The 21,415-nt window shown below is 65.2% G+C and carries 24 protein-coding genes; 15 read left to right on the forward strand and 9 right to left on the reverse strand.

The genetic code is table 11. The features are described from left to right. Window position 1 precedes the first annotated feature (1 nt). Window positions 2–391 (reverse strand): thioredoxin family protein, encoded by a 390-nt coding sequence (locus NDI54_RS16360; protein ID WP_310897509.1) that lies wholly within the window; start codon window positions 389–391, stop codon window positions 2–4. Window positions 392–633: 242 nt separating this feature from the next. Between NDI54_RS16360 and NDI54_RS16365 the strand changes: the two genes are divergently transcribed. Together NDI54_RS16365 and NDI54_RS16370 are read left to right on the forward strand one after the other, a co-directional pair. Further along, window positions 634–903 (forward strand): DUF5827 family protein, encoded by a 270-nt coding sequence (locus NDI54_RS16365; protein ID WP_310897510.1) that lies wholly within the window; start codon window positions 634–636, stop codon window positions 901–903. Next, window positions 900–1,724 carry an ATPase gene (locus NDI54_RS16370; protein ID WP_310897511.1) on the forward strand — a complete coding sequence of 275 codons (825 nt, stop codon included), beginning with the start codon at window positions 900–902 and terminating at the stop codon, window positions 1,722–1,724. Before NDI54_RS16365 ends, NDI54_RS16370 begins: the two co-directional genes overlap by 4 nt. A gap of 21 nt (window positions 1,725–1,745) precedes the next feature. On the opposite strand, the gene NDI54_RS16375 is transcribed toward NDI54_RS16370, so the two are convergent. After that, complete coding sequence (locus tag NDI54_RS16375) at window positions 1,746–2,321, reverse strand: MBL fold metallo-hydrolase (RefSeq protein ID WP_310897512.1); 576 nt, start codon at window positions 2,319–2,321, stop codon at window positions 1,746–1,748. 122 nt (window positions 2,322–2,443) lie between these two features. Between NDI54_RS16375 and NDI54_RS16380 the strand changes: the two genes are divergently transcribed. From NDI54_RS16380 to NDI54_RS16400, 5 genes are all read left to right on the forward strand, one after another. After that, on the forward strand, window positions 2,444–3,028 hold the full coding sequence (locus NDI54_RS16380; protein ID WP_310897513.1) for a response regulator transcription factor: 585 nt from the start codon (window positions 2,444–2,446) through the stop codon (window positions 3,026–3,028). A gap of 10 nt (window positions 3,029–3,038) precedes the next feature. Further along, window positions 3,039–3,698, forward strand: coding sequence for an RAD55 family ATPase (locus NDI54_RS16385; protein ID WP_310897514.1), 660 nt, complete (start codon window positions 3,039–3,041; stop codon window positions 3,696–3,698). Between the two features lie 85 nt (window positions 3,699–3,783). Further along, window positions 3,784–4,527: an FAD-dependent thymidylate synthase gene (thyX, locus tag NDI54_RS16390; protein WP_310897515.1), complete on the forward strand. Its 744-nt coding sequence runs from the start codon at window positions 3,784–3,786 to the stop codon at window positions 4,525–4,527. A 188-nt stretch (window positions 4,528–4,715) separates the two neighbouring features. Continuing rightward, the gene (locus NDI54_RS16395) at window positions 4,716–4,889 is read left to right on the forward strand and encodes a DUF7556 family protein (RefSeq protein WP_310897516.1); all 174 of its coding nucleotides are present in this window, start codon (window positions 4,716–4,718) and stop codon (window positions 4,887–4,889) included. 122 nt (window positions 4,890–5,011) lie between these two features. Next, complete coding sequence (locus NDI54_RS16400; RefSeq protein ID WP_310897517.1) at window positions 5,012–5,416, forward strand: translation initiation factor IF-2 subunit beta; 405 nt, start codon at window positions 5,012–5,014, stop codon at window positions 5,414–5,416. On the opposite strand, the gene NDI54_RS16405 is transcribed toward NDI54_RS16400, so the two are convergent. From NDI54_RS16405 to NDI54_RS16415, 3 genes are all read right to left on the reverse strand, one after another. Then, complete coding sequence (locus NDI54_RS16405) at window positions 5,417–5,596, reverse strand: DUF7836 family putative zinc-binding protein (RefSeq protein ID WP_310897518.1); 180 nt, start codon at window positions 5,594–5,596, stop codon at window positions 5,417–5,419. Between the two features lie 73 nt (window positions 5,597–5,669). Further along, the gene (locus tag NDI54_RS16410) at window positions 5,670–6,641 is read right to left on the reverse strand and encodes a transcription initiation factor IIB (protein ID WP_310897519.1); all 972 of its coding nucleotides are present in this window, start codon (window positions 6,639–6,641) and stop codon (window positions 5,670–5,672) included. A 569-nt stretch (window positions 6,642–7,210) separates the two neighbouring features. Then, on the reverse strand, window positions 7,211–7,495 hold the full coding sequence (locus NDI54_RS16415) for a DUF357 domain-containing protein (protein ID WP_310897520.1): 285 nt from the start codon (window positions 7,493–7,495) through the stop codon (window positions 7,211–7,213). A gap of 101 nt (window positions 7,496–7,596) precedes the next feature. Here NDI54_RS16415 and NDI54_RS16420 point away from each other — a divergent pair, with 101 nt between their 5' ends. Both NDI54_RS16420 and NDI54_RS16425 read left to right on the forward strand, forming a co-directional pair. Continuing rightward, window positions 7,597–8,646, forward strand: a complete 1,050-nt coding sequence (locus NDI54_RS16420; RefSeq protein WP_310897521.1) for an NAD(P)/FAD-dependent oxidoreductase — start codon at window positions 7,597–7,599, stop codon at window positions 8,644–8,646. Window positions 8,647–8,712: 66 nt separating this feature from the next. After that, window positions 8,713–9,000 carry a DUF7545 family protein gene (locus tag NDI54_RS16425; RefSeq protein WP_310897522.1) on the forward strand — a complete coding sequence of 96 codons (288 nt, stop codon included), beginning with the start codon at window positions 8,713–8,715 and terminating at the stop codon, window positions 8,998–9,000. Window positions 9,001–9,016: 16 nt separating this feature from the next. Here the strand turns inward: NDI54_RS16425 and NDI54_RS16430 are convergent, their stop codons facing one another. Both NDI54_RS16430 and NDI54_RS16435 read right to left on the reverse strand, forming a co-directional pair. Beyond that, on the reverse strand, window positions 9,017–9,676 hold the full coding sequence (locus NDI54_RS16430) for a 2,5-diamino-6-(ribosylamino)-4(3H)-pyrimidinone 5'-phosphate reductase (RefSeq protein ID WP_310897523.1): 660 nt from the start codon (window positions 9,674–9,676) through the stop codon (window positions 9,017–9,019). A gap of 44 nt (window positions 9,677–9,720) precedes the next feature. Next, window positions 9,721–10,179, reverse strand: coding sequence for a hypothetical protein (locus tag NDI54_RS16435; RefSeq protein ID WP_310897524.1), 459 nt, complete (start codon window positions 10,177–10,179; stop codon window positions 9,721–9,723). Between the two features lie 243 nt (window positions 10,180–10,422). Between NDI54_RS16435 and NDI54_RS16440 the strand changes: the two genes are divergently transcribed. Genes NDI54_RS16440 through NDI54_RS16450 form a run of 3 tightly spaced genes read left to right on the forward strand, consistent with a single transcriptional unit; the run spans window position 10,423 to window position 14,266 of the window. Then, window positions 10,423–11,703, forward strand: a complete 1,281-nt coding sequence (locus tag NDI54_RS16440) for a Single-stranded DNA binding protein (protein WP_310897525.1) — start codon at window positions 10,423–10,425, stop codon at window positions 11,701–11,703. Continuing rightward, on the forward strand, window positions 11,700–13,469 hold the full coding sequence (locus NDI54_RS16445; RefSeq protein ID WP_310897526.1) for a hypothetical protein: 1,770 nt from the start codon (window positions 11,700–11,702) through the stop codon (window positions 13,467–13,469). Before NDI54_RS16440 ends, NDI54_RS16445 begins: the two co-directional genes overlap by 4 nt. 47 nt (window positions 13,470–13,516) lie before the next feature. Then, on the forward strand, window positions 13,517–14,266 hold the full coding sequence (locus tag NDI54_RS16450) for a metallophosphoesterase (protein WP_310897527.1): 750 nt from the start codon (window positions 13,517–13,519) through the stop codon (window positions 14,264–14,266). Between the two features lie 18 nt (window positions 14,267–14,284). Here NDI54_RS16450 and NDI54_RS16455 read toward each other — a convergent pair whose 3' ends face one another. Further along, on the reverse strand, window positions 14,285–15,133 hold the full coding sequence (locus NDI54_RS16455) for a class 1 fructose-bisphosphatase (RefSeq protein ID WP_310897528.1): 849 nt from the start codon (window positions 15,131–15,133) through the stop codon (window positions 14,285–14,287). 175 nt (window positions 15,134–15,308) lie between these two features. On the opposite strand from NDI54_RS16455, the gene NDI54_RS16460 reads away from it, so the two are divergent. Then, window positions 15,309–18,143: a DEAD/DEAH box helicase gene (locus NDI54_RS16460; RefSeq protein WP_310897529.1), complete on the forward strand. Its 2,835-nt coding sequence runs from the start codon at window positions 15,309–15,311 to the stop codon at window positions 18,141–18,143. A 21-nt stretch (window positions 18,144–18,164) separates the two neighbouring features. Here the strand turns inward: NDI54_RS16460 and NDI54_RS16465 are convergent, their stop codons facing one another. Next, complete coding sequence (locus tag NDI54_RS16465) at window positions 18,165–18,902, reverse strand: sporulation protein (protein ID WP_310897530.1); 738 nt, start codon at window positions 18,900–18,902, stop codon at window positions 18,165–18,167. Window positions 18,903–19,011: 109 nt separating this feature from the next. Between NDI54_RS16465 and NDI54_RS16470 the strand changes: the two genes are divergently transcribed. Both NDI54_RS16470 and NDI54_RS16475 read left to right on the forward strand, forming a co-directional pair. Then, window positions 19,012–19,620 carry a zinc ribbon domain-containing protein gene (locus NDI54_RS16470; RefSeq protein WP_310897531.1) on the forward strand — a complete coding sequence of 203 codons (609 nt, stop codon included), beginning with the start codon at window positions 19,012–19,014 and terminating at the stop codon, window positions 19,618–19,620. A gap of 35 nt (window positions 19,621–19,655) precedes the next feature. Continuing rightward, on the forward strand, window positions 19,656–21,413 hold the full coding sequence (locus tag NDI54_RS16475) for a MutS-related protein (protein WP_310897532.1): 1,758 nt from the start codon (window positions 19,656–19,658) through the stop codon (window positions 21,411–21,413). The last annotated feature ends 2 nt before the right edge of the window (window positions 21,414–21,415 follow it).

The raw sequence follows: 21,415 nt of genomic DNA on the forward strand, positions 1-21,415 counted from the left end.
GCTACGCCATCGCGTCTTCGATCTCGTTGGCCAGATACACGGCGATAGGGACCGGCTCTTCCTCGACGAAGCGGGCGATCTCCTCGCCGTCGTGTTCGACAACGACCGTCGGAATGAGTTCGATGTCGTACGCTTCGACCTTGGGGCCGGTCTTCGACCCGTCGTCTTCCTTCTCTACGGGGTAGTGGTGAACCTGGGCGTCCGGAACGCCAGCGGCTTTCAGGGCCGCCCCGAAGTCGGGGAGTTGCGCCCGGCAGTCCTTACACCAGTCGCCGCCCCAGATCTTGTACTCGAAGTCGTCGGCGTAGCGTGTGAGAACGTCGACAGTGTCGGAGTAGGCGTCTTCGACCCACACCGGATTTGGTTCCATGGTTTCGAGCGTCTGACTCATAGCTGGCTATATGTATTCAGGGGGCTTGAAATCCCCGGCCACGAATCCCCCCTTTCAGACGGGTGGTACCCGGAAAACCAGTGTTTCGTGCGGAATTGGACCGGAATGACCGCTGCCGACGGCAGAAGCACGGACCGGACAGCAGTCCGATCAGACAGTCACCGCCGGTTCCGTCTCCAGCCCGGGAAAGCAGTTCCGGCCAGTCCGAGGGATTTACCCACTCGCTCGGCATACCGGCGGGTATGCCTGTCGACAAGCGGGAGTTCGACGAAATACTGTCGTTCGAACTCCACGAACCCGCAGACATCCTCGACCCCGACAAACTGTACACCATCCCGGAGCTGGCCCGCCTCCTACAGGGACTTCCGGCGGACGCCGAACTCAGCGAAGCCAACGAGTCGGTGTTCATCGACTGGGCTATCCCGTGGATGATCTTCAATCAGGACAATCTCGTGATCGCCGACCCGCAGGACGACGACGTGGTCGGGCTGTACGGCCTCGCCGAGTCATGAAACTGCTCGTCGCCGGCAGCGACCGCGTCGACGCGGGCAAAACGACGTTCAGCGTCGGTCTGCTGGAGCGGACCAGCGCGCAGGGGTTCAAGCCCCGAGCGGGCAACAACTACTGGTTCGACCAGGACGACTACCAGCGAGCGACGGGCGAGGGGCGGCTGTACGGGAAGGACGCCAAACGCCTCGCCACTGCCTCCCCGGGCGACGTGGTCCCCGAGGAGATCAATCCCATCCATCGGCTCTGGCACCCGTCGCCGGGGGCCGAAGCGGGCCTGCTGGGCAAGGAGAACCAGCAGTTCGTCGTCGACCGTGTCGGCCGGCCGAGTTCCGAAACGGGCGTCGAGTACGTCGTCAACGGAACCGTCGACCTGCCAGACTCGGTCGCCGAGCGACTGCCGGTTTCCGACGCACCCCGTGTCACCTCGGTCCCGGATTTCAACGACCTGATGCGCGTGATGCACGTCGAGGCGCTTCAGTCCCTCGCCACAGACATCGAGTCGACGGACCGAGCGGTCGTCGAGTCCTACGGCGACGTGGCCCGGCCGCTGTCGGGGATCGAACCGGACGCCGTGGCCGTCGTCGAACCGGGCCGAGTGCGCATGTACGACGGTGACCGGTACAGCAAAGCCTGTCAGATCGCCACCGGCGGCCCCGGTGACGGCCAACTGGAGGAACGGGTGCCAAGCGTCGTCGACCTCATCGAGCAGGTCGCCGCAGTGCGACTGCCCGCCCTCGACAGCGACCAGCGCAGTGACCCGGCGGCTGTCGCCGATGCGTACGACCACGCCTACGACGCCTTGCTGGCCTGTGCGTTCGATTGAGTCCGCCAGACACCGCCCGCCTCAGAACTTCGCGGCCTGGAGCGCCAGTTCGATGTCCTGATACGGCGCGTCAGTGACGCTCGGGCCGTGCCCGGTGTGCATCTCCTGTAAGTCCTCGTCGACGACGGACAGCACCCGCTGGATGCTGTCGATGAGCAGGTCCCTGTCTCCTTCTTCGAGGTCGGTCCGGCCGAAGCTCCCGTCGGCGAACACCAGATCGCCGGCGAACAGGACCCCCGAAGCCTCCGAGTAGAAGCAGAGGTGGTCGTTCTTGTGGCCGGGGGTGTGCAACGCTTGGTAGTCGTGGTCGCCCAGTTGGACCGTCTCGTCGTCGGCGATAGCGTGCCCGATACCGTCCTGGTCGGTGTCGTAGCCGTACACGGGCACGTCGAAGGCTTCGACAACACTATCGAGATTATTGACGTGGTCGTAGTGCGTGTGGGTAGCGATGACGGCATCGAGGCCCTCGGCGTGGTCTTCGACGGCCGACACCACGTCGAACTCGTTGCCGACATCGACCAGAACGGTTCGGTCCCCGGTGACGAGGAAGACGTTACTCGTGAACACCTGTTGGCCGCGGGCGAGGTTTCGAATCATTACCCGTCTGTTGGCCGTCGTCTCGGATGTGGGTATCGTTCCGTCACGGCCGAAAACGCAGTGCAATCATGCACCCACAGGGCTATGTACGTGGATATGCAAACGGGGGATAGTAGAACATTATGTCAGATTCGGACCTACCTGTGGTGCTTATCGTCGAAGACGAACCAGATGTTGCCGAGACGTACAAACTGTGGCTACAACAGGAGTACGAGGTCCGCATGGCACAAAACGGCGACGAGGGCCTGGAGCAACTGGACGCGGATGTCGACGTTGTGTTACTCGATCGGATGATGCCCGGGCTTTCCGGGGACGAAGTGCTGGAGCGGATTCGCGAGCGGGATCTGGGCTGTCGGGTGGCGATGGTCACTGCCGTCGAGCCGGACTTCGACATCTTGGAGATGGGCTTTGACGCCTATCTCTCGAAGCCGATTCGGAGCGAACAGCTCCACGAGACGGTCGACAATCTGCTCGACCGCTCCGAGTACGACTCTCTGCTGCAGGAGTACTACGCACTCGTCGAGAAGCAGGCGACGCTCGAAGCGACGAAATCGAGCGCAGAGCTGGCCGAGAGCGACCAGTACGACGAACTGACTCAGCGGGTCGCGGAGATGCGAGACGATCTTTCGGAGACACTCGGTGGCATCGAAGACGATTCCGATTTCATCGCAACGCTTCGCGGACTGAGCGACGATGAAGACAACTGAGCGACAAACAATGTATGATCTCACCTCAGTACTAGAGTTCGATGCGCTCAGTGAGGTCCGGCCAGGGTCCAGTATCCTGATCTCCGGGCCGGCAATGAGCGGGAAGGAACGGCTCGCATACGATATTCTCGCCGACGGCATGCGCAACGAGGACGGTGCAGTGGTCGTGACGACCGGTGACGGCGCGGGCAGCGTCGTCGAGGAGTTCCGGTCGCTCGTTCCCGACCTCGACGACTCCCAACTCGGCGTTATCGACTGTCGGGGCGAGGGTGGCGCGAACGAGGACGCAATCGGCAACGCCCACGCCCACCACGTCTCCTCGCCCGGTGACCTGACCGGGATCGGTATCGGCATCACCAAGGCGCTTGAGGGACTGCACAACGCCGGCAACGAACGGGGCCGTCTGGCCCTCGTCTCGCTGTCGACGATGCTGACCTACACCGACAAGAAGACCGTCTTCAAGTTCTGTCACGTGCTGTCCTCGCGGCTGGACTCCGCGGGCTACATCGGCGTGTTCACCATCGATTCGGGGGCCCACGACGACCAGACGCTGCAGGTCATCAAACAGGCCTTCGACGGCATGATCGACGTGCGCGACGCTGAGGGCGGCGGCCGCGAGGCCCGCGTCCTCGGGCTGGCCGGCGAACCGACCGACTGGCAGAAGATCTGACATCGCAGCCACCCACAGGCGGTCCGAACGGTGTATCGCCGCTCCGGTGAGGAAGTATTTTGCCGCTCGGGGTCACCCACCCGATATGGACGTAACGCTGCTCGAAGCGACAGACGACCCCGAGGACCTCATCTGCAAGGCAGCACGCAACGACTACAGCGACGAGTTCGTCGGCGGCCAATCGCTCGAAGACACGATGGCCGACATCGACGGCGACACCATCGACGAAAAGAAAGAGACGCTTATCGGGCACCTGCTCAGTCACGGCCACTTCGGCCCCTTCGAACACGCGCAGGCGACCTTCGCCGTCGAAGGTGTCTCCCGCTCCTGTATGGCCCAGATCACTCGCCACCGACACGTCTCCTTCGACGTGCAGTCGATGCGGTACGTCTCCTTCGACGATGTCGACCCCGAGGCCGTCCGCGAGGGCGAACTGGTAGTGACGCCACCGTCCGCGACGGACCCGGACTGGGTCGGCCGGAACCAGCAGAAAGCCAGCGTCTCCGAGGCGGAGTTCGAGAAGCGTTCGGAGATTTTCAAAGACACTATCGAGCAGGCCGTCGAGTCATACCAGGAGCTGCTTGAGCTGGGCATGCCGCCTGAAGACGCCCGGTTCGTGCTTCCCATCGGCACCAAAGTGAACATCGTGATGTCGATGAACGCCAGAATGTTGATGCACGTCGCGGACATGCGGGCCGCGGCGGACGCCCAGTGGGAAATTCGGGAGATGACCGAGGGAATGCTCGATCTGGCCGCGGACTGGTGTCCCAAGACCTTCGAGTACTACGAGCGGGAGATGAAGGGGCGCAAGAACCGGCTCGCACCCTGACAGGACCAGGTTCATTTGATGGCGGTTCGGTGCCACGATTTCGCCGCGTTGGTAGCGACAATCACTGATACCCACAACAGAAATAGAGGGACGAGAGTCGTTCCGTGGAGTGAATAATCAGGTCTCAGAGTATCAAAAGACGAAACGAGTACGACACATTCATTACAGCACATCCTAGATAAACAATCGTGTCTTACGAGGTTGAACGTCCCACCCGTCGGTCGGGAACTGCGTCTGATGTGATGTGTGCTGTCGACGATGTCGACGGCCAGCAGCGGTTCGTCATCGCCGATATTGCCCACGATGACACCTGGATCTCGATGGTAGCGGACGAAACCTGTCTGCTTACAGCCTGGCGATAACGGGCGACCGCCGGCTCATACTGCTTGTTGTGATATAGCGACTTCGGAGCCGGCACTGTCCGGGCGCGACCTGCACCGCTCTGTATGAAAAGTTTTTGTCGACTGCTGCGTGACGTAGGCATATGGAATACGACGACATGCTTGACCGGGCGATGGATGACACACCCGACATCAAGGGCACGAGCGAGCGCTTCGAGGTGCCGGACCCGGACGTGCGACAGGAGGGCAACGCCACCGTCTACGAGAACTTCCAGTCGACGTGTTCCCGGCTCGGGCGCACGGACGACCACGTGATGAAGTTCCTCCAGAACGACATGGGGACGAGCGGCCACATCGACGAAAGCGGCCGAGCGCGACTGACCGGCGAGTTCGACGCCGACCGCATCGAGGCATCAATCGACGACTACGTCGAGGAGTTCGTGCTCTGTTCGGAATGTGGCCTGCCGGACACGCAGTTGGAACGAGAACAGGGCGCGCTGTTGCTTCGTTGTGAGGCGTGTGGCGCACGCTCGGCGACGAGCGAGTAGTTACTGCAGGCCTTTCAGCGTCTGCAAGTCGTTTTCCGTGCGGGTGAAAACGGCGAGCCGGTGGCTCGCGTGACAGTTCGGACAGTGATAGGTCGTATCGTGTCGCGGCAGGGCCGTCGGCGTCGACTCCCAGTCTTTCTTGCACTCAGGACAGAGCAACCGCACGTACGCTTCCTCCATGTATGTTACTCACACACATCATCAACGGTAAAAAACCTTGGCGTCTCCCCACCGGTCTGCCTGCACCCGGACCTCAGGCCGGCAGGTCCTCGGCTTCGAGGAGTTCCTTGTAGCGGTTCCGGATGGTCACTTCGGAGATGTCGGCCACGTCGCTGACCTGGCTCTGTGTGACCTTCTCGTTGGTCAGCAGCGCAGCGGCGTAGACGGCTGCGGCGGCGATGCCGACCGGGGACTTGCCGGAGAGCATGCCGGACTGGCGGGCTCCCTCGACGAGGTCCCGGGCCTGTCGCTGGGTCTCCTCGCTGAGCCCGAGGTCGGAGATGAACCGCGGAAGGTAGTGTTCCGGGTCCGCCGGCTGGACTTCGAGGCTGAGCTCTCGGACGATGTATCGGTAGGTCCGGGTGAGCTCCATCTTCTCGACGCGGGAGACGCGGGCCATCTCGTCGAGCGACCGGGGGTTCCCGGCCATGCGGGCGGCCGCGTACAGCGCGGACGTAGCAACGCCTTCGATGGAGCGGCCGGGGAGCAGGTCGTCGCCGAGCGCACGGCGGTAGATGACGCTGGCCGTCTCGCGGACGTTCTGGGGAAGTCCCAGTGCAGAGGCCATCCGGTCGATCTCGCCCAGCGCCTGTTTGAGATTGCGCTCCTTGGAGTCCCGTGTCCGGAACCGCTCGTTCCAGGTCCGGAGCCGCTGCATTTTCTGGCGCTGCTCGCTGGAGAGGGAGCGCCCGTAGGCGTCCTTGTTCTGCCAACCGATGTTCGTCGAGAGGCCCTTGTCGTGCATCATGTTCGTCGTCGGCGCGCCGACGCGGGACTTGCGGTCCTTCTCGGCGGAATTAAAGGCGCGCCACTCCGGCCCGCGGTCGATCTCGTCCTCTTCGACGACGAGGCCACAGTCCTCACAGACGGTTTCGCCGTGTTCGGTGTCCGTCACGATGTTGCCGCTACATTCCGGACAGGCCTCTACAGCTTCTTGCTCCGTCGACTGTTCGGGTATCTGCTCGTCTCGTTCTCGCGTACTGGTCCGCGTTGTTGATTCACTCATGATTTGAAGTCCTGTTCTGCCGGGTGCAGAAATCTTAAGACCGTTTGGGGAAACTGTCTTACCCTATAGTTAGTCCGTAAAGTATATAAATCTTTCGCCGACTTATCAGTGAAATCGCCAGACGACGGCGTGGTAGAAGATAGCACAGCCCTCGGTAGCGGTATATAACGTTGCTGGTGGTCACCGGCCCCACGTACGTAACACATATATGGGGGATTCCAGCGCCGTGTGGCACTGCTGACACCCGACCCAGTAGTCAGCCCCTGCCGGGGTACACTGCCGTCAGAGCAGGACAGAGACCACCGCGACAGCCTCGAAATCGCCGGGTCAGCGGGCGTCAGAGTGTGTTTCCGCACATCGTTGGGGGGAGATGTGTTATAAAAAGCGATGTTACCAGTCGGTACTTATTGGTTACACTTAGTTGCTGAATGGTACCAGCGACTCACGATCACCAGCGCAATCGGAGTAACTGTTCATACTGTCGGCTTGTAGATCTGTGAAGCAATTCCTTACCCGGGCGAATATCTCGCAATAGGTACAGCCGACAGCATCGGAACCAGATATCGAGATCAAACGGTAAACAGGTGCCCCTCGGTCGGCACGTCGAACAGGCCGATGCGTGCGCCCGCGTCCAGCCACGCGTGCCCGTACGAGAACGACGCCAGGGCGTTGACCAGATCGTCGTCGTCTCTGAAATGACGACCGTCTTCCAGATACGACGCCGCCATCTCCTCACATTCCAGGGCAGCGTCGTGCATCGGCGTTCCTTCCGGTGGCGCCACTGATGCCGCGTCGAGCGCCTCCGCGAGCAATCCCTCGTAGCGGTCGGTCTTCTTTTCGAGATCGGCAGCCATATCCCCAGAAAGCGACGGCAGCGGCCTAAACGTGTTGCCCCAGCGCAAGTTCGGCGCACGACAACACAAGCTAAATACGGCCAGATAGTTTAACTCAGCTAATGACAGAATCGGTCGAACACCGACGACTCATCGTCGCTGGCACGGGCGCAGCGGGACTGACAGCAGCCATCTACGCCGCCAGAAGCAACAACGACCCCCTCGTTCTGGAAGGGGATGAACCGGGCGGGCAGCTCACGCTGACGAGCGAAGTGGAGAACTTCCCCGGCTTCCCCGAAGGTCTCTCCGGACCGGACCTCATCAACAATATGAAAGAGCAGGCCAAGCGCTTCGGGGCCGAGGTCGACCACGGTATCGTCGCCGACATCGACGACAGCGAGCGGCCGTTCCGCGTGGAACTGTCCAACGGTGACGTGTACACCTGCGACGCTTTCATCGCCGCATCGGGGGCCAGCGCCCGCACACTGGGCGTCCCTGGTGAGGACGACCTGATGGGCTACGGCGTCTCCACGTGTGCGACCTGCGACGGCGCGTTCTTCCGCGGCGAGGACATGCTCGTGGTCGGCGGCGGCGACGCGGCCATGGAGGAGGCCCACTTCCTCACGAAGTTCGCCGACACCGTCTACATCGCACACCGCCGCGAGGAGTTCCGCGCCGAGGACTACTGGATCGACCGCGTCCAGAAGAAAGTCGACGAGGGCGAGATCGAGATCCTCCGCAACACCGAACTGCTGGAGGTCCACGGCTCGCCGGAGGAGGGCGTCGACCACGTCACGCTCGCCAGCAACGACGCCGGCTATCCCGCGGACAACCTCGACGACCCCAACACGGAGACCTACGACTTCGACGTGGGCGCGGTGTTCGTCGCCATCGGCCACACGCCGAACACGAACTACCTCGAAGACACCGGCGTCGTACTGGACGACACCGGCTACATCCAGACCCACGGCGGCACCGGCGGCGACCAGACCGCTACCGATGTCGAAGGCATCTTCGGCGCTGGCGACGTGGTCGACTACCACTACCAGCAGGCCGTGACCGCCGCCGGGATGGGCTGTAAGGCCGCCATCGACGCCGACGAGTACCTCGAATCACAGGCCGAAGCCGCCGCCGAGGCGGAGTCCGAAGCCGCCGCGGAAGCCGACGACTAGCTCTTCTGTTTCGCTGTCCGTCGCTACATCCACAGACCCTTTAGGATAGCCCACGGAGTCGATGGCATGGCAACCGACACTGTCACGCTGACTATCGACGACGGCGAGGAGAGCGACGAACTCACAGTCCCGAGCGAACTCGTTGACATCCTTCGGGAGTCGCCCGAGGAGACGGACGCCCAGGTCGTCGGCGACATCGCGATGTTCGGCATGACCCAGCGGATCCACAGCGCTGTCCATCACGCCCAGGGCGAGCCCGACGAGCAGATCGTCGCGCTCGAAGAGGAGACCAGCGAACTGTTCGAAGAGCGCTTCGGCCAGTCCTTCGCCGAGCTGACCGGCCACGACCACTAATTCTGGCGGCCAGTTTTCAGAATTCCCAGTGAAGCACCACGCCGTCGTCGAGCTGTTCGACGCCGGCCAGCTCCGGCTCCGGGAAGTCCTCGATGAACCCGTCGCCGTCGGCGAGCGTCGGCGCGTCCCGACCGCCGATGACCTTCGGGCCGATGTAGACGAACAGGTCGTCGACCAGCGCTTCCTCTAGCAGGCCGAAGATGAGCTCGCCGCCGCCTTCGACCATGAGCTGGTCGATCCCGTCGCCTTCCAGTTTTGCGAGCGTGGTCGTCAGGTCCACCCGGTCCTGGCCGGCGGCGATGACATACGCGCCAGCGTCTTCCATCTCCTCGATGAAGTCCGGCGGCGCAGCTTCGCTGACGAGGAGGTAGGTCTGGGCGCGGTCGTCCAACACGGTGGCGTCCGGCGGTGTCCGGATGCGAGAGTCGGCGACGACGCGGGCGGGGTTTTCCGGGTCGCCGCGGTCGGCCCGGGCGGCGCGGCGGTCGGGGTCGTCGACGGTCAGCGAGGGGTCGTCGGCGAGAATCGTCCCGACACCGACCATCACCGCGTCGCTGTCGGCTCGAAGCTGGTCGACGCGGTCGAAATCGTCCGGGCCGGAGATGGCGATCTGTTCGCGGCGGCGCGAGGAGAGCTTTCCGTCGACACTCATGGCGGCGTTGACGACGACGTGCATACTCGTTCGTACCGGTGACCGGCCAAACGGCTTTTGGGTTACGATCAGGAAGAGGTGGTCTCAGGCTGCTTCGACAGCTTCCGAACGTCGAGTTTCTTGACGGTTCCGTCTGCGGTTTTCAGCTTCAGCACCGTCTTTTGCAGCTGCAGTTCAGCAACGTCGAGCGTTGTTTCGGTAGTCCAGCCCCGGAGCCTGACCATCCCTTCCTCGTCGATTTCGATGAACGTGCGAGGCTTGCGCTGAGAGCCCATCGTCCACTCCTCGTCGCCGACGGAGAGTTCCTGCCCGCCGCTTTTTGACCAGCGGAACACGCAGGCGAACTGCTCGCGGGGTTCGTCACCGCGATCGTGATCGACGCGGGTCCACTGCTCGAAGTCGACGCCGAAGTGGGCGGCCCACAGCTCCAGGTACTCGAAGTCGAACTTCTTCTTGCCGTCGCTGTTGCGACCGCTCCGCCAGATGACGTGGGACTCCGACGGCTTCGACCCGAACAGACTGCCCATAGTCAGCCCTCCGGTCGGCTGTCCAAGTTATTCTCCTTGATAGTTCTGTTCTCAGCTAACCATGTCACTCCAGAAACTGATTTAATAGCCGCCTGAGCCACTTCAACACAGTCAACGCGCATACCGTGAGAGATTACAGTATCACAGATAAGAATTGTGGGCGATTCTGTCTCGGTGTCACCCACCGTGTCGCGCACAGTTGGCAGAAAACGCTTTTGAGTGCTCCCGCCGAACCGTCGGTCGATGTCTCTCGAAGACCATGCCGAGGAGCTCGCCTCCGACCTCGGTGTTGACAAAGAGGAGGTCACACGCGACCTGGAGAACCTCGTGAACTACTCCGTCCCGATGGACGAGGCCAAGCAGAGCCTCAGACGGAAGTACGGGGATGGCAGCTCCGGCGGCGACGGCACGCCGTCGAGCAAGGCCATCAGCGAGGTTTCGACCGACGACTCGAACGTGACAGTCACCGCCGTGGTGCTCACGTCGGGCCGGCGGTCCATCCAGTACAACGGGGAACAGCACGTCATCCGCGAGGGCGAACTCGCCGACGAAACGGGAAAGATATCCTACACCGCCTGGGACGGCTTCTCGGGCGACCTCCAGCCGGGCCAGACCGTCCGGCTGGGCAACGCCGGCGTCCGAGAGTGGGACGGCCAGCCGGAGCTCAATCTGGGCGACAGCACCGACCCCGAAGTCATCGACGAGACGCTGGACATTGACTACGAGGTCGGCGGCCGCGCCGCGCTGCAGGACCTCGCACCCGGTGACCGCGGCATCACCGTTGAAGTGCAGGTGCTGGAGTGCGAACAGAAAGTCATCGACGGCCGCGACGGCGAGACGACGATTCTCAGCGGCGTCCTCGGCGACGAGAGCGGACGACTCCCCTTTACCGACTGGGAGCCCCACGACGAAATCGAGGAAGGAGCCGCAGTCCGACTCGACGAGACGTTCGTCCGCGAGTTCCGCGGCGCACCGTCAGTGAACGTCTCGGAGTTCTCGACGGTGACCGCCCTGGACCGCACGGTCGAGGTCGCCGAATCCGCACCCCGGATGCCCATCCGCGAGGCCGTCGAGAGCGGCGGGCTGTTCGACGTGGAACTGGCCGGCAACGTCATCGAGGTGCGGGACGGCTCCGGCCTCATCGAGCGCTGTCCGGAGTGCAGTCGCGTCATCCAGAACGGCCAGTGTCGCTCCCACGGCGCAGTCGAGGGCGAGGACGACCTGCGGACGAAAGCCATCCTCGACGACGGGACCGACACCGTCACCGCGGTGCTTGACGACGAACTGACCGCTCGTGTGTACGGCGGTGACCTCGACGACGCCCGCGAACACGCCCGCGACGCGATGGATAAAGAGGTGGTCGCCGAGCGCATCAGCGACCGCATCGTCGGCCGCGAGTACGTCGTTCGTGGATCGCTCTCCGTGGATGAGTACGGCGCGAACCTCACCGCTTCGACATTCACCGAGGCTGAGGACGACCCAGCAACGCGTGCCCGAACCCTCCTACAGGAGGCAGACGCATGAGCGAGTCCGGCGACAGCGGCCCCGGCCGCCGGGAGGTCGCCCATCGGCTGTTCGCCGCGGAGTTCGACGACGCCGACTTCTCGTATTCGGAGTCCGACGAGGAGCGCGCGCCGAACTACGTTGTCACACCGACCGGCGCGCGGGTCAACCGCCTGTTCCTCGCCGGCGTCCTCACCGAACTCGAACAGGTCAACGACGACGTGTTGCGCGCCCGTGTCGTGGACCCGACCGGCCCGTTCGTCATCTATGCCGGCCAGTACCAGCCCGACGAACTGGCATTTCTCGAAGCCGCCGACCCGCCGATGTTCGTCGCCGTCACGGGCAAGGCCCGAACCTTCCAGCCCGACGACAGCGACCGGGTGTTCACCTCGGTCCGGCCCGAGAGTATCAGCGAAGTCGATGCGGACACGCGGGACCGCTGGGTCGTCCAAGCCGCCGAGCAGACCGTCTCACGCATCGGCCAGATGGCCAGCGCGAAGCAGGCCGGCCTGGCCGGTGACGAACTCAGACTGTCGCTGCTCGATCAGGGCATCGACGAGAGTTCGGCGGCCGGCATCACGCTCGCGCTGGACCACTACGGCACGACCGGCGACTACCTCGACGCGCTCCGAACGACGGCGCTCGACGCTGCCCGCGTCGTCGCCGGCGACACGGACGAAGCGGCAGGGCTGTCGCTGTCACCGGGCGACGGGACCGACGACCCGATTCCGCTGCTTGCTTCCCTCGACCTCGATACTGAGGGATCCACGCCGGAGACAACCGGCGAAGAGATCGACGCGACAGCCGAAGCGGTGTCAGCGACCGACGACGCGGAAGCAACCGAGCCGGACGAACCGGCGGCCGCGTCGGCAGACAGCGAACCGACGACGGACGAGGACGTGGCCGACGCGGCCGAAGCGGGTGCGCCCGCGGCTGCCGCCGACGCCGAGCCCGCGCCCGACTCGCCCGGCGCACCGGCCGGCGACGAATCCCCCGAACCGAGCGCCGACGCGGCCACGAGCGACGCGCCCGCCGAAACACCCGAGACCGCGACAGCCGCCGGAGCCGACGAAACCACCGCCGGCGACTCCGCGGGTGCGGACGCACCCACGACACCCACACCGAGTGAGCCCGTGGACGAATCTCCGGCATCGAGCGAGCCGGCAACCGACGCCGATTCCACGGTGGCGGACGAACCGGAATCGTCGTCAGAACCCGACGCCGACGACGACCTCGGCGAATTCGATCCGGAGTTCGAACTGGACGACGACGAGCGCGAGGAGATCGAACAGGAGTACGGCACGGACTTCCAGAGCGGGACCGAGGTCAACGAGCCCGGCGAGGCCGGCATCGAGACGCCGGACCCCGAAGACCTGGCCGACGCGGCCGAGGAGGGGGCACCCGCAGACGCCGCCGACGCCGAGCCAGCGCCCGAGTCAGCCGGCGCACCAGCCGGCGACGAGTCCCCCGAACCAAGCGCCGATGCGGCCACGAGCGACGCACCCGCCGAAACACCCGAGACCGCGACCGACGCCGGAGCCGACGAGACGACCGCCGGTAAGTCCGCCGGTGACGACGCGTCCGCTGAGGACGTGGACCTCGAAGACGCCGTCATGGAGGTCATGGAGGACCTCGACGACGGCAGCGGCGCGGACCGCGAGGAACTGCTGGCTGCGGTCGTCGACCGCTACGGGGCCGATCCCGATGCCGTCGAGGACGCCATTCAGGACGCCCTGATGGGCGGTCGGTGTTATGAGCCCGACGACGGCAAGCTCACACCCATCTAACGACCGAGCCGCGGCCCTTTTCTCGCCCGACGGCCAACACAGTAGCGATGCGTGTCGAACCGCTTCCCGGCGTTCCGGCGGCGACCGTCGATACTGACGGGGAGCGACTGCTGGCGGTGGCCGACTACCACGCCGGCATCGAAGCGGGGCTCAGGTACGAGGGCGTCGAACTCCGGTCGGCCGCCGAGGACCGCCGGGAGCGGTTGCTGGCGTGTCTGGACCGCGCTCGTGCCGACCGGCTGGTCGTCATCGGCGACCTGGGCCACGCCATCGGTGACCCGTTCGACGACGAGCGGGCGGAGCTCGCTGCGCTGTTCGAGGCGCTGGACCTGCCCGTGACACTGGTAAAGGGAAACCACGACGGCAGCCTGGAACCGGTGCTTTCCGACCTCGACGCCGACATCGAGGTGACGCCGGGACATGGCACCCGTATCGGCGCTATCGGGTTCGCCCACGGCCACACCTGGCCCGCGCCGGACGTGCTCGAAGCCGACGTTCTCTGTGTCGGCCACGAGCATCCGGTCGTCCGACTGGAGGACAGTGTCGGTGGCGCACAGAAGGAGCGGGCCTGGCTCCGTGGCTCGCTGGTGCCCGATCCCTTTGCCGAGCAGTTCGACCGCCCGGTCGAGAGTGTGCCCGAATTCGTCGTCTTCCCGGCGTTTAACGACCGCTCCGGAGGGACGTGGGTCAACGTCGACGGCCAAGAATTTCTGGCCCCGTTCCTGCCCGACGGCATGACAGGTGCCGAGGCGTTCCTGCTCGATGGCACGCGGCTAGGCCCCTACAAGCAGGTCTGAGAGCGCGTCAGTACCCGCCTACGTCTCCGAGAGCCCTGCTTCGAGTTCGTCGATCAGTTCTATGTTGCCGAGGAACGTCGGGGTCCGGGCGTGAATACCGTCCGGTTCGACATCGAGTAAGGACTGTGAGCCGTCGCTAGAAGCCCCACCGGCGGCCTCGACGAGGTACGCGAGCGGCGCTGACTCGAAGTGGACGCGGAGCTTGCCGTCGGGATACGCCGCCGTCGCCGGATAGCCGAACAGGCCGCCGTACTCGAGGACCTGTGCCAGGTCGGCGACAGTCGCGCCGCCGTAGCGGAGCTTCAGGTCCTGCTCGAACGACTGTGCGATGTCGTTGAACTCGTCGCTTCGCTCGCTCGGCTTGCCGGCCAGCCCGACCACCGTCGCGTCGTCGGGCAGGACGAATTGGCCCCACCGCTCGCTGTGACCGTCCCGGAGGAGGTGCTCCTGGACGACCTCGCGGTCGGAGCGGGCGATGGTCAGGGTCGTGTAGGGGCCGTACAGCACCATCACCGACGCCACCATCTCCCGGCCCGACGCCGGCAGGGCGGCGTCGTAGATGCCAATTATCGTCCCGACGGAGTTGTTCGAGGCGAGGTTCGAGGAGCCATCGAGCGGGTCGATAGCGATACTGTAGCCCTCGCCGCAGTCGACCACGTCTTTGCGTTCCTCGCTCGCGTACGCGCCGATACCGTCGATGTGGGCCAGCGCGTCGAAAAACAGGTCATCGGCCCACACGTCGCCCCCGACCTGTTGCTCGCCGCTGGGGTTCTCGCCGGCCGACCTGTTGGCGTAGTTCGCCAGGTTCCCGCTGACGTAGTGGGCCGTATCCTTTACCGCCCGTTCTATCTCATCGAGCGTGTTCACAGCCGACCACCGGCCGAAGTTGCACAGGCGTCAGTCATGGTTCCACAATCCCAGTGCAGCGACATAAGGCTGTACCCGCAACTGGTCGGCAACGCTCCCAGTGACTCGTCTACCACTCCGTACGAGAAGCGCTGACACAACGTGTTTAACCCGATGTAGTCGCTAGAGAGGGGCGATGACTGACGGGGTCGCTCGCGGCGACGATGCCTTTACTGCGCTCGGGCCAGCGGTGCGGAGTGCCCTCTCGGAGCGGGGCTTCACGACGCCGACCGACCCCCAGCGGAAGGCGATTCCGACCCTGGCCGACGGGCGGGACGCACTGGTGGTCGCCCCGACCGGAACCGGGAAGACTGAGACGGCGATGTTGCCCGTCTTCGATGCGCTGTCTGAATCCGAGGACCGCTTTGGCATCGGCGCGCTGTACATCACGCCGCTCCGGGCGCTCAACCGCGACATGCGCCAGCGCCTCGACTGGTGGGGCGAGACGCTGGGCCTCGAAGTGGACGTGCGCCACGGCGACACGACGGACTACCAGCGCCAGAAGCAAGCCAACGACCCGCCGGATGTGCTCGTGACCACACCGGAGACGCTGCAAGCGATGCTCACGGGGTCGAAGCTCCGGACGGCGCTAGAAGACGTGGAACATATCGTCATCGACGAGGTCCACGAACTCGCCGCGGCCAAGCGGGGCGCACAGCTGACGGTCGGACTCGAACGGCTCCGGGAACTCTCCGGCCGGTTCCAGCGGATCGGGCTCTCGGCGACAGTCGGCGACCCACACGAGGTCGGCCGGTTTCTCACCGGCGGCCGGTCGTGTGCCATCGTGGAAGTGGACATCGGCAGCCGACTGGACATCGAGGTGGTCCGGCCCCAGATTACCGACCGCGACGAGAAACTGTCGAGCACGCTGGTCACCGACGCGGGAACGGCCAGCCACGTCCGCTACATCGCGGACCTCATCGACGACCACGAGTCCGTGCTGCTATTTGTCAACACTCGTCAGACAGCGGAGGCGCTGGGCTCGCGGTTCAAAGAACTCGGGACCGACCTCGGCGTCCATCACGGCTCGCTCTCGAAAGAAGCCCGAATCGACGTGGAGGACCGCTTCAAGGCCGGCGACCTCGACGCCCTGCTGTGTACCTCCTCGATGGAGCTGGGCATCGACGTGGGCCACGTCGACCACGTCGTCCAGTACGGGAGCCCCCGGCAGGTATCCCGCCTCGTCCAGCGGGTCGGCCGTGCCGGCCACCGTCGCGACCTCGTCTCCTCGGGGACGGTCGTGACGACGGACACCGACGACACGCTGGAAGCGCTGGCGATTGCGAGACAGGCCGAAGCCGGCGATGTCGAACCGGCCGAGATCCACGACGGAAGCCTCGACACCGTTGCCAACCAGATCGCCGGCCTGGTGATGGATACCGGCGAAATCCGGGCGATGCGGGCCTTCGAGATTCTGACCCGCGCGTACCCGTTCCGCGACCTCGATGAGGGTCAGTTCAAGCAGGTCGTCGAGGAACTCGCGGCGAACAACGTCATCTGGCTGGACGAGGACCGGGACACCCTGGAGAAGCGCCGCGGCACGTGGCAGTACTTCTATCAGAACCTCTCGATGATTCCCGACGAGGCCACCTACGACGTGGAGGACGTGGCTTCGGGCCAGCAGGTCGGGACCTTAGATGAGAAGTTCGTCGTCAACTTCGCCACGCCCGGCGAGGTGTTCGTCCAGCGCGGGGAGATGTGGCGCATCACGAACATCGACGAGGAGGAGGAAGTCGTGACCGTCTCGCCAATCGAGGACCCCGCCGGCGAAGTCCCCTCCTGGGTCGGCCAGGAGATCCCCGTTCCGAGAGCCGTCGCCGCGGAGGTTGGCGAACTGCGCCGCGTCGCTGGCCGACAACTGCAGGACGGGGCTGACATCGATTCCGTCGCCAGGGACGTAGCCACACGCTACGCCGCCGGCCCCGAGACTGTCGCCGACGGCCTCTCGCAGGTCGAGAAACACGAGGGGCCGATCCCCGACGATACGACTGTCGTCGTGGAGTTCCACGGCCGGGAGGTCATCGTCAACGCCTGCTACGGCCACAAGATCAACGAGACGCTAGGACGGGTCCTCTCGGCCCTGCTCGGCCAGCGGGCGGGGTCGTCGGTCGCGATGGATGTCGACCCCTACCGGATCACGCTTGAGGTCCCGCGGCGGATCACCGCCGGCGACGTTATCGAGGTCATCGAAGAGACCGATCCCGAGCACCTCCCGGCGCTGGTGGAACTCAGCCTCAAGAACGCCGACGCGCTGAAGTTCAAGCTCGCGCAGGTAGCGACGAAGTTCGGCTCGCTCAAGCGCTGGCGCGGCCGCGGCTCGACGGACTTCGGCCGCGACCGACTGCTGGCGGCCCTGGAGGACACTCCGATGTACGACGAAGCCCTGCGCGAGGTGCGCCACGAGGACCTCGCGATTGCGGCGACGGCTGACCTCCTCCGAGACATCCAGCACGGTGACGTGGCGCTCGAAACCGTGGGCGAGCACACTGCCATCGGGACCGGCGGCAGTTCCTCCGGCCGGGAACTCCTCTCCCCGGAGAACGCCGACGCGAGCGTCATCAAGACCGTCAAGGAACGCATCCAGAGCGACCGCGTCATCCTCATGTGCCTGCACTGCAAGGACTGGGACCGCAAACAGCAGGTCAAGCGCGTGCGCGACCAGCCCTCGTGCCCGCAGTGTGGCTCAACCCGGATCGCCGCGCTCAATCCCTGGGCCGAGGAAGTCGTCTCTGCTGTCCGAACTGACGACAAGGACGACGAGCAGGAGAAGATGACTGAGCGAGCGTACCGATCAGGGTCGCTGGTCCAGAGCCACGGCAAGCAAGCAGTGGTCGCGCTCGCGGCCCGCGGCGTCGGGCCGCACAACGCCGCCCGCATCATCAATCGCCTGCGGGAGGACGAAGACGAGTTCTACCGGGACATCTTGCGGCAGGAGCGGGAGTACGCGCGCACGCAGTCGTTCTGGGGCTGACAACAGCCCCGCGGCCACGAGCTAACTCAGGTCCCGAATCGCCTCAGCGAGTCGCGCTTCGACCGCGTCGGCATCGGGCGCTTCGACGGTGAGTTTCGTGTGTCGCTCGTCGGTGTCGGTCATCTCCGAAAGCAGCCCGCCGCTGCGGTCGACTTCGACGTACACCGTCAACTGCTCCGCGTCGACCACCGGGATGATCTCGACCTCGTCGACCTCGCCGGAGAACTCGCCACGCTGGGGCCGGAACTCGAACTCCTGAACGAAGTTCGCGGAGGTCGAAAAGAGGCTCCCGGCCGTCGTTTCACAGGCCGACGAGTGCATCGTGAAGCCAAGCGAGTCAAGCGCGTCAAACACCGCCTGCGTACGGCGTGTGGGTTCGACCTCAATGTGGTCCTCGTCGCCGGGGTCGACCGCCATCGAGATATCGAGGCCGGTCTCGATCTCGACGGCCGTCGAGCGCGTCGTCACGGGCGTATGGCGGGGAATGTCGATCGTGGTTTCGAAGCGCCGCTGTTCGCCCGCCTCGATAGTGAACGGGTCGGTGAGTCGCCACTGGTCGACGATGGCGTCTTTGTAGCCCTCGTCGGACCGGTACTCGGTTTCCAGTGCGAAGTACACGGCGTCGATGTCCTGGTCCGTCGAGCCGCCCTCGACGTGAACCTCCGCGTCGACGGACTCGCCCGCTCTGACCGTGTCCGTCGGGAGAACGGTGTCAACTGTGGCGGACCCGATGCCGATTCTGGAGAGCACGTCTTTCATCTGTGATATGCAGTTCGCCCGTCATTTGGTATAAACTTCGTGGTGGTTCGGGGTCGAAAGAACCAGTCGCTGCCGGGGAACTCAAGCATCTCGACGGTCAAGAGGGAGCATGGCTGACTGGCGCGAGGCGTCGGACCCCGCCTGCCCGGAGTGTGGCGAGCCGCTGGAGCCGACCGCGATGGCCTGCCCGCACTGCGAGGCGTCGTTGCTTACAGACGAGCAGGCCGAGCTGCTGGACGAGCAGTTGACTGAGACGCTCGAATCGATGGACTCCGGTGCGCCGACGTGGGCCGTTGCGCTCACCGGGCTCTCGCTCGGGGTCGCCGTCGCGCCCCTCGTGCTGTACGCCGTCGTCATTCTCGTCGGCGATCTCTCGGTTCCCGTGGCCGTCGGCGTTTTGCTGGCCGGCTGGCTCGGCCCGGCCGCGTATCTCTCGCGACTGCGCAACCCCAGTGAGGTGCTGGCCCGCGGGCTGTATCTCGTCGTCGCCGGCGTGGCCGTCGTCGTGCTCGCGGTCGGCTACGAGGTGCTGCTGGCCGATGGCCCGTCGGTGGTGTCCGAACAGACCGCACTCGTGTCGCTCGGTCTGGCGATACCGGCGGCGCTGGGGGCACTCATCGCACGCCGCGCGGCCCGTCGCGCCGACCGCCAGGCTCGCGGCGAGCCGGGACCGCTCCACGAGCGGTTCGGACTCGACGACGACGAGCCCGGTAACTGAAAACGCCTAAGCGGGCCGCCGTTCTCAACCCGTGCATGCGACTGGAGGAGTACTGGGGCATCGGCCCGAAAACGTCCGAACTGCTCACCGAGGAGCTGGGCGTCGAACGGGCCATCGAGGCCATCGAGTCGGCGGATACACGAGCGCTAACCACGGCCGGCCTCTCCCGGGGGCGCGCGACGCGCATCCTCCGGCGGGCGACCGGGGCCGAGTCGATGGACCTGCTCGCCACCAGAGACACCCGCGACGTGTACAAGGAACTGCTCGACCTCGCCGAGGAGTACGCGGTCACCGAGGACGCGGCCGACAGCATCCGCGTGCTGACGCCGCTGCCGACCCGCGAGGCCATGGACGAGCGGCTGGACGACGTGCTCGAAGCGCGGGACACCTGGGCCAACCTCGCCGAGGCGGACCAGCGGGCCGTCCTCGACGCGTTCGACGCCTACGACGCCGACGGGGGCGAACTGGCCGCGGTCGACGTGGCAGTTGCCCTCCGAGACACCGGCATCGAGCGCGGCGTGTTCGAACCGCTGGCGGCCCTCGACGGCGAATCGCTGACGGCCGGCCGGGCGGCGCTCGCCGGCCTCGCGGGTGACGGAGAGTCCGTCGGCGAGGGGGCCGACGAGGAACTCGACCGCCTGCGCGACCAACTCGGGCAGATCGAGGACCTCGCGGCCGCCTCGATGGAGGTCGTCGAAGCCGTGCAGGAGGGCGCACGCCGGCCCGACGAGTTCCAGGACGCGCTGGTTCGCCACGTCACGGGCGAGACGGGCATCGACGCCGCCAGAGTTCGCGACGCGATGCCCCGCGAGGCGACCGACGCGCGGGACTTCGTCGACGTGGCGCTTCGGGAACTCCGCAGCACGCTCCGAAGCGACGTGCAGGAGCGCGAACAGGCGGTCGCCGACCGGCTGGAAGACGACCTCGCGGACGCCCGCGAGGATATCGACGCTGCCGTCGAAGCGGTGGACGACATCGCCTTTTCAGTGTCACTCGCGCGCTTCGCCATCGCCTTCGACCTGACGCGACCGACGTTCGTCGAGGACCGCAAAACGATCGCCGTCAAGCGGGCCCGGAATCTGACCATCGCCGACGTGGACAGCGTCCAGCCGATTACCTACGCCATCGGCGACCACACGCTTGACCTCGACCGGGCGAACCAGCCGCCCAGCGGCGACCGGGTGGCCGTTCTGACTGGCGCGAACTCCGGCGGGAAGACGACCCTGCTGGAGACGCTGTGTCAGGTGCAACTGCTGGCCCAGATGGGGCTGCCGGTCCCCGCCGAGGCCGCCGAGGTGGGCATCGTCGACACCGTCGTGTTCCACCGCCGGCACGCCTCGTTCAACGCCGGCGTCCTCGAATCGACGCTTCGCTCGGTCGTCCCGCCGCTGACCGAAAGCGACCGGACGCTAATGCTCGTCGACGAGTTCGAGGCCATCACCGAACCCGGCTCCGCCGCCGACCTCCTCCACGGACTCGTGACCCTGACCGTCGACCGCGACGCGCTGGGCGTGTTCGTTACCCACCTCGCGGACGACCTCGAACCCCTCCCGACCGAAGCCCGCGTCGACGGCATCTTCGCCGAAGGGCTGAATCAGGACCTCGACCTCCAGGTCGACTACCAGCCCCGCTTTGGCACTGTCGGGAAGTCCACCCCGGAGTTCATCGTCTCCCGACTGGTCGCGAACGCCAAAGACCCCGTCGAGCGAAACGGGTTCGAAACACTCGCCACAGCGGTTGGCGAGGAAGCGGTCCAGCGGACGCTCTCGGACGCGCTCTGGACCGACGAGTAAAG

Source organism: Haloarcula terrestris (assembly GCF_031624315.1).
Classification (GTDB): Archaea; Halobacteriota; Halobacteria; order Halobacteriales; family Haloarculaceae; genus Haloarcula; species Haloarcula terrestris.